At 55.1% G+C, this 14,458-nt stretch carries 14 protein-coding genes and 1 riboswitch; of the genes, 4 read left to right on the forward strand and 10 right to left on the reverse strand.

Features of this window, described 5'->3' with window-relative positions; translation table 11 throughout:
• Positions 1-18 precede the first annotated feature (18 nt).
• The 6 genes from P8T57_RS12440 to P8T57_RS12465 all read right to left on the reverse strand — a co-directional run bounded on the left by P8T57_RS12440 (position 19) and on the right by P8T57_RS12465 (position 6,126).
• Positions 19-1,470: a serine hydrolase gene (locus tag P8T57_RS12440; RefSeq protein WP_341363274.1), complete on the reverse strand. Its 1,452-nt coding sequence runs from the start codon at positions 1,468-1,470 to the stop codon at positions 19-21.
• Positions 1,471-1,573: 103 nt separating this feature from the next.
• Positions 1,574-2,743, reverse strand: a complete 1,170-nt coding sequence (locus tag P8T57_RS12445) for an MFS transporter (protein ID WP_341363275.1) — start codon at positions 2,741-2,743, stop codon at positions 1,574-1,576.
• Positions 2,744-2,857: 114 nt separating this feature from the next.
• Positions 2,858-3,433: a helix-turn-helix transcriptional regulator gene (locus tag P8T57_RS12450; RefSeq protein ID WP_063093265.1), complete on the reverse strand. Its 576-nt coding sequence runs from the start codon at positions 3,431-3,433 to the stop codon at positions 2,858-2,860.
• Between the two features lie 66 nt (positions 3,434-3,499).
• Complete coding sequence (rsmD, locus tag P8T57_RS12455) at positions 3,500-4,075, reverse strand: 16S rRNA (guanine(966)-N(2))-methyltransferase RsmD (RefSeq protein WP_341363276.1); 576 nt, start codon at positions 4,073-4,075, stop codon at positions 3,500-3,502.
• Between the two features lie 6 nt (positions 4,076-4,081).
• Positions 4,082-5,407, reverse strand: a complete 1,326-nt coding sequence (locus P8T57_RS12460; RefSeq protein WP_084716632.1) for a pseudouridine synthase — start codon at positions 5,405-5,407, stop codon at positions 4,082-4,084.
• Positions 5,404-6,126 carry a gamma-glutamyl-gamma-aminobutyrate hydrolase family protein gene (locus P8T57_RS12465; protein ID WP_037991064.1) on the reverse strand — a complete coding sequence of 241 codons (723 nt, stop codon included), beginning with the start codon at positions 6,124-6,126 and terminating at the stop codon, positions 5,404-5,406. The genes P8T57_RS12460 and P8T57_RS12465 overlap by 4 nt, the downstream gene beginning before the upstream one ends.
• Positions 6,127-6,390: 264 nt before the next feature.
• Here P8T57_RS12465 and P8T57_RS12470 point away from each other — a divergent pair, with 264 nt between their 5' ends.
• Positions 6,391-6,843 carry a nucleoside deaminase gene (locus tag P8T57_RS12470; RefSeq protein ID WP_007091239.1) on the forward strand — a complete coding sequence of 151 codons (453 nt, stop codon included), beginning with the start codon at positions 6,391-6,393 and terminating at the stop codon, positions 6,841-6,843.
• A 12-nt stretch (positions 6,844-6,855) separates the two neighbouring features.
• On the opposite strand, the gene P8T57_RS12475 is transcribed toward P8T57_RS12470, so the two are convergent.
• Both P8T57_RS12475 and P8T57_RS12480 read right to left on the reverse strand, forming a co-directional pair.
• On the reverse strand, positions 6,856-7,335 hold the full coding sequence (locus tag P8T57_RS12475) for a PIN domain-containing protein (protein WP_341363277.1): 480 nt from the start codon (positions 7,333-7,335) through the stop codon (positions 6,856-6,858).
• Between the two features lie 142 nt (positions 7,336-7,477).
• Positions 7,478-9,079 (reverse strand): glucan biosynthesis protein D, encoded by a 1,602-nt coding sequence (locus P8T57_RS12480; protein WP_341363278.1) that lies wholly within the window; start codon positions 9,077-9,079, stop codon positions 7,478-7,480.
• A 186-nt stretch (positions 9,080-9,265) separates the two neighbouring features.
• On the opposite strand from P8T57_RS12480, the gene P8T57_RS12485 reads away from it, so the two are divergent.
• Complete coding sequence (locus P8T57_RS12485) at positions 9,266-10,627, forward strand: adenylate/guanylate cyclase domain-containing protein (protein ID WP_341363279.1); 1,362 nt, start codon at positions 9,266-9,268, stop codon at positions 10,625-10,627.
• Between the two features lie 118 nt (positions 10,628-10,745).
• Here P8T57_RS12485 and P8T57_RS12490 read toward each other — a convergent pair whose 3' ends face one another.
• Together P8T57_RS12490 and P8T57_RS12495 are read right to left on the reverse strand one after the other, a co-directional pair.
• The gene (locus tag P8T57_RS12490) at positions 10,746-11,093 is read right to left on the reverse strand and encodes an Atu4866 domain-containing protein (RefSeq protein ID WP_341363280.1); all 348 of its coding nucleotides are present in this window, start codon (positions 11,091-11,093) and stop codon (positions 10,746-10,748) included.
• Between the two features lie 24 nt (positions 11,094-11,117).
• Positions 11,118-11,864, reverse strand: a complete 747-nt coding sequence (locus P8T57_RS12495; RefSeq protein WP_341363281.1) for an SDR family oxidoreductase — start codon at positions 11,862-11,864, stop codon at positions 11,118-11,120.
• Positions 11,865-12,032: 168 nt separating this feature from the next.
• Between P8T57_RS12495 and P8T57_RS12500 the strand changes: the two genes are divergently transcribed.
• The gene (locus P8T57_RS12500; RefSeq protein ID WP_007091234.1) at positions 12,033-12,950 is read left to right on the forward strand and encodes an AraC family transcriptional regulator; all 918 of its coding nucleotides are present in this window, start codon (positions 12,033-12,035) and stop codon (positions 12,948-12,950) included.
• A 55-nt stretch (positions 12,951-13,005) separates the two neighbouring features.
• Positions 13,006-13,202: riboswitch (cobalamin riboswitch) on the forward strand.
• Positions 13,203-13,412: 210 nt separating this feature from the next.
• Entirely contained in the window at positions 13,413-14,453 is a 1,041-nt protein-coding gene (locus tag P8T57_RS12505) for an ABC transporter substrate-binding protein (protein WP_341363282.1), read from the forward strand.
• Positions 14,454-14,458: the final 5 nt, after the last annotated feature.

The raw sequence follows: 14,458 nt of genomic DNA on the forward strand, positions 1-14,458 counted from the left end.
TTTAGATCCATGGATCCCTTATTCCGCGACCTGACGGGCACTTTCGACTTCTACGGTCGTATCCCCGTTGCGGGCGACAATATCGGGAAACAGGGCCGCAATCGATCCGACAAAGCGACGCAGATCAAAGGCATCTCTGTCGCGCGTCAGTCCCAGACGCACGATCACCAGGTCCTTTGATGGAATGATGCTGATCGATTGTCCGTCATGACCAAGGGCAAAGAACGCGTCATCGGGAACAGGCGGCCCATCGTCACGCAGATTTCCATCGCTGTCGCGTGCCCCCGGAAGTTCAAGCCACCAATGTGCGCCATAGATGCCGTTTGGGGCCGCTGGTGCCGGGGTGATGGAATAATCGACCCAACCCGCGGGCAGCAGCCGTTCATCGTTCCAGATGCCATCCTGCAGGAACAATTGGCCAATCTTGGCCCAATCGCGCGCGGTGGCATGCATGAAGCTCGATCCGATGAAATAACCGTCCTGATCTGTTTCAATGACGGCATTGCCAATGCCAAGCGGCCGGAACAGCAAATCAAACGGAATACGCTGATAGCTTTGGGACGAGCCACTGATATTGCGCATCGCAGCCGACAGAATGTTTGTCGCCCCGGAATTATAGGCAAAGACGGTGCCCGGACGATGTTCAAGCGGGCGGGCAACAGCAAATCCGGCGGCTGCCGGTTCGACAAACAGCATCTGAACCACGTCCGATAACGGGTTCCAGTAGCTTTCATCAAATGCCAGCCCGCTGCTCATATGCAGCAATTGGTCATAGGTGATAACCGAACGCGGATCGTTAAGCTGTGATTGCCATTCATTGATCAGGACCGGGCCGTCAACGCCGGGGAGCATATGTTCCTGCTGCATGCGGCCAAGCAGGGCATTGAAGACGCTTTTGGTCATTGACCAGCCGGGCAGGGGGGTGCTGGCGGTGATGCCAGGTGCATAACGTTCGGCAATGACCTTGCCCCGGTGCAAAACAACAATAGCCCGGCTGCGCCGCGAGGCATTGGTGCCGGGTTCGTCCATCGCGTCTGCAAGAATGGTGCTAAAGGCGCGCCGGTCGATATTGCCAGGCACGGATGCCGTTCGAAGCGGCTGGGCCGGGATCGGGCGAATTAACGGGCTTGTCGTGCGAAGCTGTTCTATGCGTGCCGGATCATCGGAAAGTGTGCAGCCCAGATTGGGCCTATAAACAGCAATCCGTTTGCGAAAACCGAATGCATGCGCGCTGACCGTCTGATGACGCAAATCGACATTGGCGGTAATCAGCGACAAAGCAGGATTGTTATCGGCCAGAACATCTTCTTCATGTGCCCGGTTCGATGGCAGGCCATTCACAAAAATGGCCGAACACATGATTTTGGCCGTATAGCCCGCGCCGACCGGTGCCAGCCAGATGAAGAACGCGGAAATCACAAGAATGCCAAGCAATATCATGCCGATAAAGGTGGCTTTAATCCAGGTCATTCCGTTTCCCTTGCGCCGGGCGTTATTTGCCCTCTGCTTTTGTCAGGCAAAGAGGGTCGCCTGCTTTGCGGGATAGGTCAAGACAGCGCATTGTATAGTCGGACTAATCCGCGGTTACGATGCGGACCGGGCGGTATCGAAGCGAAATGACAAATCCCGCAAGGTAAAATCCGGCCAGCAGAAATGCCGCCCCCTGCCAGCTTGCCCAGTCGATCATGGCACCGGCGACCGGTGGAACAATCACAACGAAAATCTCGGCAAACTGGGCCAGCATCCCCTGAAGGGCGGGCATCGAAAGATCGCGACCGGCAATGCGCGGCAAAAGGGCAAAACATGTACCGGCAACCGATCCCTGCCCGATATTGAACAGGATTAATGCCAAGACGCTGATCACGATGTTCTGACTGACAAACAGGGCGAAGATGGCGGCTGCCATCACCGGAAGGCCGATGGCAAGGATCCGGCGGCCCGGGACATCGCGGCCCAGAAACATCCCGGCACCGACGCTTCCGATAATGTTTCCGGCAATCGCGGTGGTGCCGATGATGGCGGCAGCCACAGGAATGCTGATTGAAAGATTATCGGCCATCATGGCGGGCATGAACGCAAGGGCGGCGGACGTTGCCCCGGCAAAGGCCGCGAATGTCAGCGCAACCTGCATCGCCGGACGGGATTTCAGGACGCCGGAAATACCCGATGTCAGGGACCGGTTGAAATGCTGGTCGCGCGGTTTGGTCAGCAACATCAGGGCAGGCAGAAGAACGGCAACCGGGACGGTGCAGGCAACAACCGCCATGCGCCAGTCAAGCCATGCGACAATCGCGGCACTGGTCCAGTTCCCCATGGCAATGCCGACCGGGATAAAGGTGCCCCAGATGCTCATGGCCATGGCGACGGTTTTCGGATTGCCCAGATTGGCCATCCAGCTTGGCGCGCCCACCACAATCAGAAGATATCCGATACTGGTGACAAGGCGCCCGACATAAAGCATTCCGGTGTTTGATGCTGTTGCAAAGATTGCAGCCCCGATGATCATCATGATGCCGCCCAGAAACAGCGAACGGCGTAATCCGGCCTGTGCGGCCCAGACGCCTGCGGGAATCGCAAAAAGGGCCCCTGCCGCCGTGATCAGCGATGCGACAAGGCCGAACTGCGCCTGGCTCAGATCAAAACCGGCACGAAGATCGGGGGCAATCGGCCCCACCAGACCAACCTGCATCGAGGCAGTCAATCCAAGGCCATACAGAACAAAAATTGCAAAAATCGGTGGCATGAGGGGGCAATCCGTTACGTCAGCAAACTGTCTGGTCGGGGCAAACCAGAAGAACGGATTTCTTTTAGCTGAAACCCGTTACAACGATCCACGTATGAAATATGCGCGAAACGGCTATGCAGGTGGGTGGTCAAAGCCGGTCGTCAGACGAACGGCGGTGCCATCGGACAGGAAAAAACGTTCCCACAGGATGAATTTATCGACAATCGGCATCGGCGGGCCGTTGCGCCCGGATGTTGCGAAACTCAGGTGATCGGCCTGATCTTCGTGCCAGCCCATATGATGCAGGCGTTTTTCCGCCTGTGCGATTTCCGGCGTGGCAAAGCGCCAAAGGGATGTGCCAAGAAGATCACCAGAATCCCGTTGCCATTCCTTTTCGCGCGGTCCCGATGCGCACAGTAAACGATGGCTGCGATCCTCGATCAGATGAACACGTTGCCGCGAATGGATCACCAGCCGTTTGATTGCCTGATCCAATCGGAAATTGCGGTTGCGCGTCATCATCTGATGCAAAAGGTCGATCTGAAGCGGGGCGGGCGTTTGCAAACCCTTTTCCCATCGCGATACGGTTGCCTGTGTCACGCCGACAATATCGGCAAGGCGTGCCTGTTTGATCTCGCTTTCGCGGCGCCATTGGCGCAGGCGGCGACCAAATTCAGGATCGGGTGCTGTCGGGGGCAGTAGCTTCATTGCTTAACATCGCCTGACATTTCGAAAGGCAGCCCACCATAACACAGCCGGGAAATCAATAAAGGTTCAGGACGCAGCGCCAAGGCGATAGATATCGATCTGGCAGCGGCCATATTTGCGGCTATCAAGGGTTTCAAGGCCGTCGACTTCCGGTGCCGGTTCGCGCGGATCGCGTTCGGCAATGATCAGCGTTTCATCATTGATCCAACCGGCATTTGCCAGTCCCGCAATACTGGGGCCAAGCAAATCCTTCTGATAGGGCGGATCAAGAAACACCATGCTGGCCGGTTCGGGGGCACGTGGCGGTTTGGTCGCGTCGGCACGTTGAACGCGGGTTTTATCACCCAGTTTCAGATCGGCGATATTTTGTTCGATGGCGGCCAGTGCACCGCGATCAAGGTCAAAGAAAACCGCCTTTTGCGCACCGCGTGAAATGGCTTCAAGGCCGAGCGCCCCGGAACCGGCATAGGCATCCAGAATAAGTCCGTCATAAAGCGGGTTCTGGTCGTCCTCGTACCAGCGCGATGCATGTGTCAGGATGTTAAACAGGGCTTCGCGAACGCGATCCAGTGTCGGGCGTGTATCGCGCCCGGTGGGCGCGGTCAAAAGCCGCCCGCGAAGACTTCCGCCAACAATCCGCATTCTGCCTTAACCCTTTTTGCCGCGCGGACGATTGCCCGCCGGTTTCGATCCGCTGCGTCCCGCCGGGCGGTTGCCGGGTTTGCCATCGGCAATGCTGCCGCGGTTGTTGCCACCGGTATTGCCAGACGGCTTGCCGCGACCCCCACCAAACGATTTGCCGCCATCGTTGTTACGTTCACCACCGGCTTTGCCACCGGGCGCATAACGCCCGCGGCCTTTGTTGGCTGGGCGGTTTGTATTGTCGCGATCATCAAAACGATTATCCCGGTCGTTTCGAGCGCCGCGATCATTACGATCATTGCGGTCATTGCGATCTTCGCGGTTTTCCCGCGCTGGGCCGCTACGCGATACCTCTCCGCGTGCGACGGCCGGTTTGGCGCGATTACCCGGACGTGTCCGGTTTTCAAAGCTGTTCTCTGTCCGGGTGTCATCGGTGACGGTGTTTGGGTTGCTGCCCTGCTGGCGGCGGCGGGGGGCGGCGGGTTTGCCAAATACGGTACGCGGTGCCTTGGGGCGGCCGGTGCCGCCGCGCGCGACTGATTTCTTTTCGGAAACCTTGCTGTAATCACCTTTGAAGAACGCGGCCAGCTGTTCCTTCATCACCTTGCCGGTGATTTCTTCGCAATCGCCGGGTGCCAGATTGCCTAACTGGAACGGGCCATAGGATACACGCATCAGGCGCGTCACCGGCCAGCCAAGATGTTCCATCACGCGGCGGATTTCACGGTTTTTGCCTTCGCGAAGGGTCACCGTCATCCAGGCATTGCTGTCTTTCTGAACGTCAACTTCGGCCTGAATCGACCCGTAATTGATCCCATCAACCGTGACACCGTCTTCAAGCTGTTTGAGTTTGGCCTCGTCAATCCGGCCATGCACGCGCACCCGATAACGGCGTGCCCAGCCGGTGGCAGGCAGTTCAAGATAACGGGCAAGCTCGCCGTCATTGGTCAGCAGCAAAAGACCTTCGGAATTCAGATCAAGCCGCCCGACCGAGATCACGCGCGGCATATAGCTTGGCAGATGTTCGAAAACCGTATCGCGGCCCTGCTCGTCGCGGTGGCTGGTGACAAGCCCGCGTTTTTTAAACAGACGCCACAGGCGCGGCTTTTCCTTTTGCGGCAAGGGTTTGCCATTGACGTAAATTTCGTCTTCGTCGGTGACGGTCACGGCCGGGCTGTCAAGCACCTTGCCGTTCAGCTTCACCAAACCTTCCTCGATCATGCGTTCGGCATCACGACGCGAACAAACGCCGGAACGGGCAATGCGTTTGGCAATGCGTTCGGGTTTGCTTTCTTCGGTATCTTCGGTCGGGTTCGGGGTCTGGTCGCTCATTTGCGGGCCTCGGAAATCAGGGCGTCGAAGATTTTCGCATCGCCCGAACTGATATGAAATTCGGGATGCCACTGCACCCCAAGACAATAACGATATCCCGGATGTTCAATCCCCTCGATCACGCCATCCGGGGCGACGGAATTGATGATCACATCCGGGCCAACCTTATCCACGGCCTGATGATGGGCGGAATTGACCGACAGGCTTTTGACATCGCCAACAATGCGCGAAAGCAGGGTATCGGCTTCGACGGTCACATCATGCCCCGGCTCGTTGCGCGGGTTGGGCTGTTCATGCGCCAGACAGTTTTCAACACTGTCTGGGATATGCTGGATCAATGACCCGCCAAGGATCACGTTCAACAATTGCTGCCCGCCGCAAATGCCCAGAACCGGCATATTGCGTTTCAGCGCACCTTCGGCCATCGCCCATTCAAACTTGGTGCGGCGGTCTTTGGTGATCACCGTGTCATGGCGTTCTTCGGCCCCAAATAGGCTGGGATCGACATCAAATGCGCCACCGGTGACCACAAGCCCGTCAATCAGATCCAGAAGATCGGGAACCAGTTCCACCTCGTGGGGCAGGGGCATCGGAATGCCACCCGCCGCCGTGACCGCACCGGCATAGTTTTCACGCAGCGCATACCACGGAAATTTGGAATAGCCACCGGGTTCCTCGGAATCAAGGGTAATGCCGATGATCGGTTTTCTGGCACTCATGTTCTGTCAAATCCCGTTGGTGGTGGCTGATGGTTGCTTTGCATATGTGCGATGCCATGAATTTGGCCGGAAACTAACCCCGGTGCGTTAGAAGGGCAACGGCAATTCACGCATATGTGCAATCGGTCGCGATCTTATCACCGCTTGACCGATCCTTGCACAGATTGCAATCTCATATGCTTAACGCCCGATAAAAAACAAAACAAATCAAACCCGCAATGTGCCCGTTGGGGGCAATTGCTTTTCCGGGATGGAAAACAGATCATGAGCGCAGACAGCTTTATGGATATGGCGCTAGATGAGGCGCGCGCCGCCGCAAGGCGCGGTGAGGTGCCGGTTGGTGCGGTTCTGGTCGATGCCGACAGTGGCGAGGTGCTGGCACGTGCCGGCAACCTGACCGAGGAACTCAATGATCCGACAGCCCATGCCGAAATCCTTGTGATCCGTGCCGCTGCCGGGGCCAAGGGCGAGCCGCGCCTGCCCAATTGTGATCTGTATGTCACGCTGGAACCCTGCCCGATGTGTGCCGCCGCCATTTCATTTGCCCGCCTGCGGCGGGTTTATTTCGGGGCCTATGATCCCAAAAGCGGCGGCATCGATCACGGTCCGCGCGTGTTCGAAAGCACAAGCTGCCATCACCGCCCCGAAGTCTATGGCGGGATTGGCGAGGTCGAGGCGGGCAAGCTTTTGAAGGATTTCTTCGGATCTCTGAGGTGAGTGGTTTTATTTTTACTCAATATTTTTAGGGTCAATGACCGTACAATGAAACTCTTCAGCTGCTATAGTTAGATTGTGATCATTTGTAATGAGCGCGAAGTTTTCACTGATAGCAGTGGCAGCTATCAGGGCATCTCTACTTTGATTTTCAGGTCTTTTCTTTTTACCTGAGGCCTTATCAAGGTTTTGTATCCTGGATAGCAACTTTTCATAGAGCCCGTTGGCATCGCCCCATTTTGCTTCATTCCAGTTTGAGATGCCCCAAACTGCCGCGTTTGTGGGAATGGATTCTGCATCAATAGTCTGGAACCGTGAAAGCAACTGTGCTCGTCTATCAACGCAAGAAGTTTGTTTGATTTCATCAAGTTGAATATGAGTTACGAATAATTTGTGATTTGTAAAATGGTCTAAATTCGCAAGATCATCCAAAACGTGATTGAAAACATTGGTGTCCAACAGGTACTTATTTATTTTTTCCATGTTTTTGCTCAATTATAAAGATATTCTCCATACCGTATCATTGTATATAAATATTTGAAATTTATATTTATCTAATATTTCGAGATTAAATTTTTGATCTAATCTCTCTCATGGATTTGATAAAAAAGCCCGCCATTATGACGGGCCTTTGTTTTTATTCGCGTGTCTGTCCACGCAATCCCGGCAAATGCTGATACATCCAGGTTTCGCTAAGCGGGGCATCACCACGTTTCAGATACATCCGCAAATCAACCGGCTCATTGCCCTCGACTTTAAGGTCAAACGCCGCACGCCAGATACGGGTATCCATGATCGGTTCGATCTTGGTGCGGACAATTTCCCCGCGCGAGGTTGAAACAATGACTTCCGGGAACTCGCCATAGGCCAGGGTTCCAAGGATTTCCCCCTCGAATTCGACCGAGAATTTCAATTCGTCCTTCGGGCGGACCGTGCCGGGATTGCCGCCGCGGCCCATACGGGTGGCGGTCGCATGGGCAAGCTTGTCCATCGGGAACGGATTCTGTGCCTGCCAATACAGGCGATAACGGAACTGATAGCTGTTGCCCGCCTTGGCCGGAGCATTCGGCACCCAGAAGGCACCGATATTGTCATGAATTTCATCGTCGGTCGGGATTTCGACAAGCTGCACGGCCCCGTCTTCCCATGCGCCAAGCGGTTCGACCCACAGGCTGGGGCGGCGGTGATAACGCACACCGTCAAGATAATGGCTGACTTCGCGGTCACGCTGCATCAGGCCAAAACCACGCGGGTTTTTGTCACCGAATGCTGATGTGCGGATGATTTCCGGATTGTTCAACTGACGCCAGATGCGTTCGCCGTTTCCGGTCCAAAGCTCCAGCCCGTCGCTGTCATGCACTTCGGGACGCCAGTCAAAGCGGAACGATTTGTTCTGTTCCGAATACCAGAACATGCTGGTCAGCGGTGCGATGCCAAGGCGTTCGATATCCTTGCGCAGGAACAGGTGTTTTTCGACATCCATGGTCACACCTTCGCCGCGCGTCAGATAAAACCGGTAGGCACCCGTGATGCTGGGGCCATCCAGCAGGGCATAGACCGTGACCGGGGCATTGGCCGATTTCGCGGGCTCGATATAAAATTCGCGGAAATCGGGGAATTCTTCGGGCTGGGACGTTGCCGTATTGACGACAATACCGCGCGCAGACAGGCCATATTGACCTTCATCGCCAATCGCACGGAAATAGGATGCGCCAAGAAACGCTGCCCAGTCCTGTGTTTTCCAGTCATCACGTTCGACATTTTCATGCAGACGGAACCCGGCAAAACCGCTGTTTTCCGAAAGCTTGCGCGCGATGCTGTCTTCGGGCATGTCGAAATAGTCGGGCGTATAAACCATTTCGCGCGATTTGCCACCATCCACCAGATACATATGCACCGGTTTGGCAAAATACATGCCCAGATGGAAGAAGGTCAGCGGATAGGTGCCCGAACCATCGGCGTATGGCGAAAATTCGCGCTTGTAATGCAGCTTGCCATGAATGTCGTAATCGATCTTGCCGACAATTTCGGGATCGGGGGCGACAGGCGGCTCGTAAGGCGATTTTGCCATGGCTTCGGCGCGTTTGATCAGGGCGTCAAAGCTGAAGCTTTGCGGTTCGCCAAGATCAAGTTTTTCGTTCGCGGCCGAGGCACCATTGACCATCGACATGCCCGGCAGGATCAGCCCGGCAGCGGCCATGGATTTCAGAAATCGTCTGCGTTCCACAGAAGTCGTCATCAATCAGGTCCCGTTAATTTAAGATGTCCGGAACTATACCGGACAGTGTGGACGTAATCGGGATAAAACATGGCGAATTCAAGATCGTAATATCTGCATTTTTCGCATAGCGGTATGCCAGATGTCTGCCTAAATAAACTTGCAATCATTGAAATGGCGAGGTCGCCATCGCAGAAAGGCATGTTCATGCAGCAAACCGTTATGGGAAAGCCCGGGCAGAGAGCCATTTTCCATCAGGCGGAACAGAACGGTCTGCGACTGGCGATCAAGGGGCGTCTGGTCGCGCTGATCCTGATGGGGGTCTGGCTTGTGGCGTCGCGGTCGGGGGACCCGTTACGTGCCATTGAATATCTGATTGCGCTTGGTGTCTTTGCCGGGTTTGGCATCATCCATTACCGGATTATCGGATCATCCTATGACCGGAACTGGATCAAGTATCTGTTCATTGCACTTGATATCGGGTTCCTGTCGCTTCTGATTGCGACCCAACCGGTATTTGACAATGTCGATCTGCCCCAGGCGGTGATTTTCCGCACGCCGATTTTTCCGTTCTATTTCATCATTCTTGGCGTTGCCGCGTTCAGTTTTTCGCCTGGCCTTGTTTTATGGGCCGGTATGTGTGGGGCGGCCGGGTGGCTTGGTGCGTTTCTTTATGCCATCCGCGATATGGATCAGACCTATGACTGGCAGGATATCGGCACATCTCCCGATACCCAGACTTTTGTGACCTATTTCTTCAGCCCCGATTTTATCGGTGCCTGGAGCCGCGCACAGGAAGCCCTCTCGCTGGTTGTTGTTGCCATTCTGATTGGTCTGGTCATGTGGCGTGCGCGCCATACGGTGCGCCGGCAGATCGAGGCAGAACAGGAACGTAGCGCCATTTCCGATATTTTCGGACAATATGTGCCGCCCGCCATTGCCGAAGTGCTGATTTCCAAACGCGGATCGCTGGCCCCGGTCGAGCGTGAGGCAACCATCCTGTTTGCCGATCTGGCCGATTTCACCAAGCTGACCGAAACCATCGGTCCAAAAGGTATTGTCGAGGTTCTCAATACCTATTTCGATGCAGTGTCACAGATCATTACCCGTCATCATGGTGTGATTACCCAGTTTCAGGGCGATGCGGTACTGGCGACCTTCAATGTTCCGGTCGAGGATGCCGACCATGCCAGATGTGCCGTGCGGGCCGCACGCGAGATTTCCGATCTCGTGCAAAGTCGGGATTTCGCCGGGATCCATGTTCGTACGCGTATCGGGATATGCACCGGCACGGTGATTGCCGGCAGTGTCGGCGGGGGTGGGCGTCAGAACTATACCGTGCATGGCGATACGGTAAATATGGCGGCCCGATTGGAAGTGATGAACAAGGAACTGGGAACCGACGTTCTGATTTCTGCAACGACGGCACAGTATCTGACCGCAAAAGAATTTCGCAAGATCGGGCAGATGGATGTCCGTGGGCTTTCCGAACCGATTGATCTGTTTACCCTTGCCACGGCTGATGAACGGAATGTCGCGACTGGCAATGTGCCCGTGACAGCGACCTGATTATTGGCAAAGTTTTCGCGCATGAAAATGAAAAAAAGGAACGGCATCCATTCGATACCGTTCCTTGCGGGTTCTGCGCCGGGTTAGCCGGTGCAGCGGGGCTTTTAAAGCCTGAATGCTATTGTATGGGCTGGCGATACATCACCATTCCGGCGTGATACAGAACACTGTCCTCGAAATATCCGTCGGCGGTAAAACCGGTATCATCCCAGTAATCGATGTGATTGCCGGAAATTTCATAACGCCCCTGATAGGCAGACGGGCGATTGCCGCGCGCCTCGTCATAACGTCCGTTGGCCAGCAATTCCTGACGGATATTGCCATCAGCCGTGACCCACATGCCAACATAGGGATGCGGGTCGTTCGATGTGGTTCCGGACATGACGGTTTCCTCCTGTGCGGTGGCGGTGCTGGAAAACAGCATCAGAAGACTGGCGATAGAAGACGCAAACATATGACGTGCCATGTGGGCCTCCTTGGGCGTTACGGATCAATATGCCGATGCGGTCGGGCGCACGATGATCTCGTTGACATCGACGCTTTCGGGCTGGGCGATTGCGTAAAGCACCGACCATGCAATGGAAATCGGACTGAGTGCGGTTTTGCGCAGTTCACCGAGAAACCCTTTGGCATTGTCATCGGTAATGTCGTTGCCAAGTTCTGTTTCGGTAACGCCCGGCGAAATGGTGGTGACGCGGATATCGCGGCTTTCCTGACGCAGGCCATCGGAAATCGCCCAGACGGCATATTTCGTGGCGCAGTAAACGGCGGCAGTCGGGGATACCAGATGTGCGCCAATGGATGCGGTATTGATGATGTGGCCGCTACCCTGTTCCTTGAACAATGGCAGACCGGCGGCAATGCCATTCAGGACGCCGCGAATATTGACGTCGATCATCTTGTTCCACTCGTCAATTTTCAGTTCGGCAAGCGGCGACAGGGGCATGACACCGGCATTGTTGAAGATCACATCAACGCGGCCATAGGTGTTTTTGGCGAAATAGATCAGTGCTTCGACGTCGTCGGCATCGGTGACATCAACCGCGCGACATGTGGCGGTGCCGCCTTCGGCCTCGATTTCGGCGACGATGGAATGAAGCTTTGCCGTGCGTCGGGCCGCAAGAACGACCTTTGCACCGTTTTCGGCCAGAAGTTTTGCCGTGGCCTCGCCAATTCCGCTGCTGGCACCGGTAATGACGACAACCTTGTTTTCAACATTGCTGGACATAAGCGACATGACATCCTCCTTGTCTGGATCATGGCGCTTACTGTGATTGCAAATGGTTGCCTGATGAATACACAGAACTCTTGATCAATTGCCTGATTCTCCAGGCAGGGTGAAAACCGCTTTTCAGGATGGTTCTGGTTGCTATAGTTCATATTAGAGAAACAAAGGAGTTTGGTGATGCCTGTGTTTGAAGAGATGTCTGAACTGATTGACAGATACTGCGAAGGCGAAGGTGTTGCCGAGACGCCGGTGAAGGCGGTGCATCTGTATCGTGCGACCGGGCCGTCGATGAAAGTTCCGACAATCTACAAGCCATGCCTTTGCATTATCGCGTCAGGTGCCAAAGAGGTCACTCTGGGCGAGGCGGTTTTCAGTTATGCGCCCGGAAAGTATCTGGTGGCGTCGGTCGACCTGCCGATTGTCGGCTGTGTGACAAATGCCAGTGCAGCACTTCCGTATCGCAGTTTGTCGATTGAACTGGATGGTCAGATGTTGGGCGATCTTGTCACCCAGATTGATCTTCAGGTCGGCTCGGCATCCGAAAGCGATTGCGGGCTTCATGTCGATAACGCCAGCGATACCTTGCTGGATGCCGTGATGCGCCTGTTGCGCCTGTGTGATGAGAAAGACGATATTTCGGTGATGGCACCGATGCTTCTGCGCGAAGTGCATTATCGCCTTCTGCGCGGCCTTCAGGGGGCCAGGATTGCGCAAATCGGCATGGGCGGCAGCAACATGCAGCGCATTTCCAAGATCATCCGGCTTATGAAGGACGATTTTGCCGCACCGCTTCGGGTCGATGATCTGGCGGCACAGGCGAATATGAGTCCGTCTTCCTTCCATCATCATTTCAAACAGGTAACCTCCATGAGCCCGCTTCAGTATCAGAAACGCCTTCGCCTGACGATGGCGCGCCAGATGATGCTGACCGAAATGAAGGATGCGGCAACCGCGGCCTATGAAGTCGGATATGAAAGCGCATCACAGTTCAGCCGTGAATATGCCCGCATGTTTGGCGCGCCACCGATGCGCGATGTCTCGGCGATCCTTGGGCGGCTGGGCGGCGATGGCACGGCGGCGGCGAACGCCTATTGAAAATTGTAATCATTGCGATTTATTCGCAATTGGCTTGACCGGCCTTCGTGACTATGTGACACCGATAGATGTCAGTATCCGATAAGGATAAAGGGAATTCGAAGCCGTCCGTGAAGACGGTTAACCGAAGCTGCCCCCGCAACTGTAGGCGGTGAGTGTTTCCTTCTGAAAGCCACTGGGATATTTCCCGGGAAGGCAGGAAAACACAACGACCCGCGAGCCAGGAGACCTGCTGACATGAATACGACGGACCGGGCGGGGTGCCCCGGAGGATGTCGGTATATGTCACCGTTCCGGGCGGGCTGAAAGCCATTGGACCGCCCTTGGATCCCGGCATTTCCCGCCATTTTTCAGCACTTTAGCCAGTCCCTTGACCATAGTAACTTTGATGTTATGTTATAACATAACATTTATTGGTTTGGTATGTCCGGTCGGGAAATGAAATTCCCGATCAGCATATCCATGAAAGGACGCAAAGTGATTGAACTGAACAAAAAGGTTTTTGCAGTCGGGGTGTTTGCTGCAGGACTGGCTTCTTTCGCACAATACGCATCTGCCACGGAATATCCGCTTACATTGGAAAATTGTGGTCGAACCCTGACCTTTGATCAGGCTCCGAACCGTGCCGTATCGCTTGGCCAAAGCAGCACTGAACTGCTTTATCTTCTGGGACTGGCGGACAGGGTGGTCGGAACGGCCGTATGGCTTGGCCCGGTGCAGGAACAGTTTCGCGACGTCAACGCCACCATTCCGCGGCTTGCCGACAACGATCCCAGCTTTGAAAGTGTGGTCGGCCAGAAACCCGATTTGGTCACAACCCAGTTCCAATGGCATATCGGCCCGAATGGCAAGGTCGGAACGATTGACCAGTTTGCTGAACTTTCAATCCCGGTCTATACCGCACCAGCCGATTGCGTCGGTAAGGACAACACCACGGGCGGTGACGGAACGCGGATTGATGCCTTTTCGATGGATCAGATCTATCAGGGGATAGCCGACCTTTCGAAAATCTTCGATGTCGAGGAACGCGGCGCAGATCTGATTGCCGATTTCAAAGCCCGCGAACAGGCTGCGCGCGAAAAAGTCGCCGCCGTGAATGGCAAGGGAATTTCGGCACTGTTCTGGTTCTCCAGTGCTGAAATCGATGTTGATCCGTTTGTTGCCGGGCAGAAAGGCGCACCGGCCTATGTCATGTCGATCCTTGGTGTGGAGAATGTCATCGACAGTGATGATGAATGGCCCACAGCCGGGTGGGAAACCATCGTACGGACCAATCCCGATATCATTGTGATTGGCAAAATGGATCGTCGTCGTTTTCCGGCCGATGACTGGGAACTTAAAATGCAGTTCCTGAAATCCGATCCGGTAACCCGTCAGATGAATGCGGTCAAAAGCGGAAATATCGTCGTCATGGATGCCCAGTCGATGAACCCGACCATGCGGACAATCGACGGCATTGAAACGCTGGCCAAGGCAATCGAGGCGTTCGAGGCAACCCAGTGATCGGG

Origin of the sequence: Thalassospira sp. SN3W (assembly GCF_038070535.1) — a bacterium.
GTDB classification, from domain to species: Bacteria; Pseudomonadota; Alphaproteobacteria; order Rhodospirillales; family Thalassospiraceae; genus Thalassospira; species Thalassospira xiamenensis.

Bases quoted from the DNA above. Each gene is read 5' to 3' on its own strand.
- P8T57_RS12440 (WP_341363274.1), bottom strand. From the start codon at position 1,470: ATGACCTGGATTAAAGCCACCTTTATCGGCATGATATTGCTTGGCATT.
- P8T57_RS12445 (WP_341363275.1), bottom strand. From the start codon at position 2,743: ATGCCACCGATTTTTGCAATTTTTGTTCTGTATGGCCTTGGATTGACT.
- P8T57_RS12450 (WP_063093265.1), bottom strand. From the start codon at position 3,433: ATGAAGCTACTGCCCCCGACAGCACCCGATCCTGAATTTGGTCGCCGC.
- rsmD (WP_341363276.1), bottom strand. From the start codon at position 4,075: ATGCGGATTGTTGGCGGAAGTCTTCGCGGGCGGCTTTTGACCGCGCCC.
- P8T57_RS12460 (WP_084716632.1), bottom strand. From the start codon at position 5,407: ATGAGCGACCAGACCCCGAACCCGACCGAAGATACCGAAGAAAGCAAA.
- P8T57_RS12465 (WP_037991064.1), bottom strand. From the start codon at position 6,126: ATGAGTGCCAGAAAACCGATCATCGGCATTACCCTTGATTCCGAGGAA.
- P8T57_RS12470 (WP_007091239.1), top strand. From the start codon at position 6,391: ATGAGCGCAGACAGCTTTATGGATATGGCGCTAGATGAGGCGCGCGCC.
- P8T57_RS12480 (WP_341363278.1), bottom strand. From the start codon at position 9,079: ATGACGACTTCTGTGGAACGCAGACGATTTCTGAAATCCATGGCCGCT.
- P8T57_RS12485 (WP_341363279.1), top strand. From the start codon at position 9,266: ATGCAGCAAACCGTTATGGGAAAGCCCGGGCAGAGAGCCATTTTCCAT.
- P8T57_RS12490 (WP_341363280.1), bottom strand. From the start codon at position 11,093: ATGGCACGTCATATGTTTGCGTCTTCTATCGCCAGTCTTCTGATGCTG.
- P8T57_RS12495 (WP_341363281.1), bottom strand. From the start codon at position 11,864: ATGTCGCTTATGTCCAGCAATGTTGAAAACAAGGTTGTCGTCATTACC.
- P8T57_RS12500 (WP_007091234.1), top strand. From the start codon at position 12,033: ATGCCTGTGTTTGAAGAGATGTCTGAACTGATTGACAGATACTGCGAA.
- P8T57_RS12505 (WP_341363282.1), top strand. From the start codon at position 13,413: ATGAAAGGACGCAAAGTGATTGAACTGAACAAAAAGGTTTTTGCAGTC.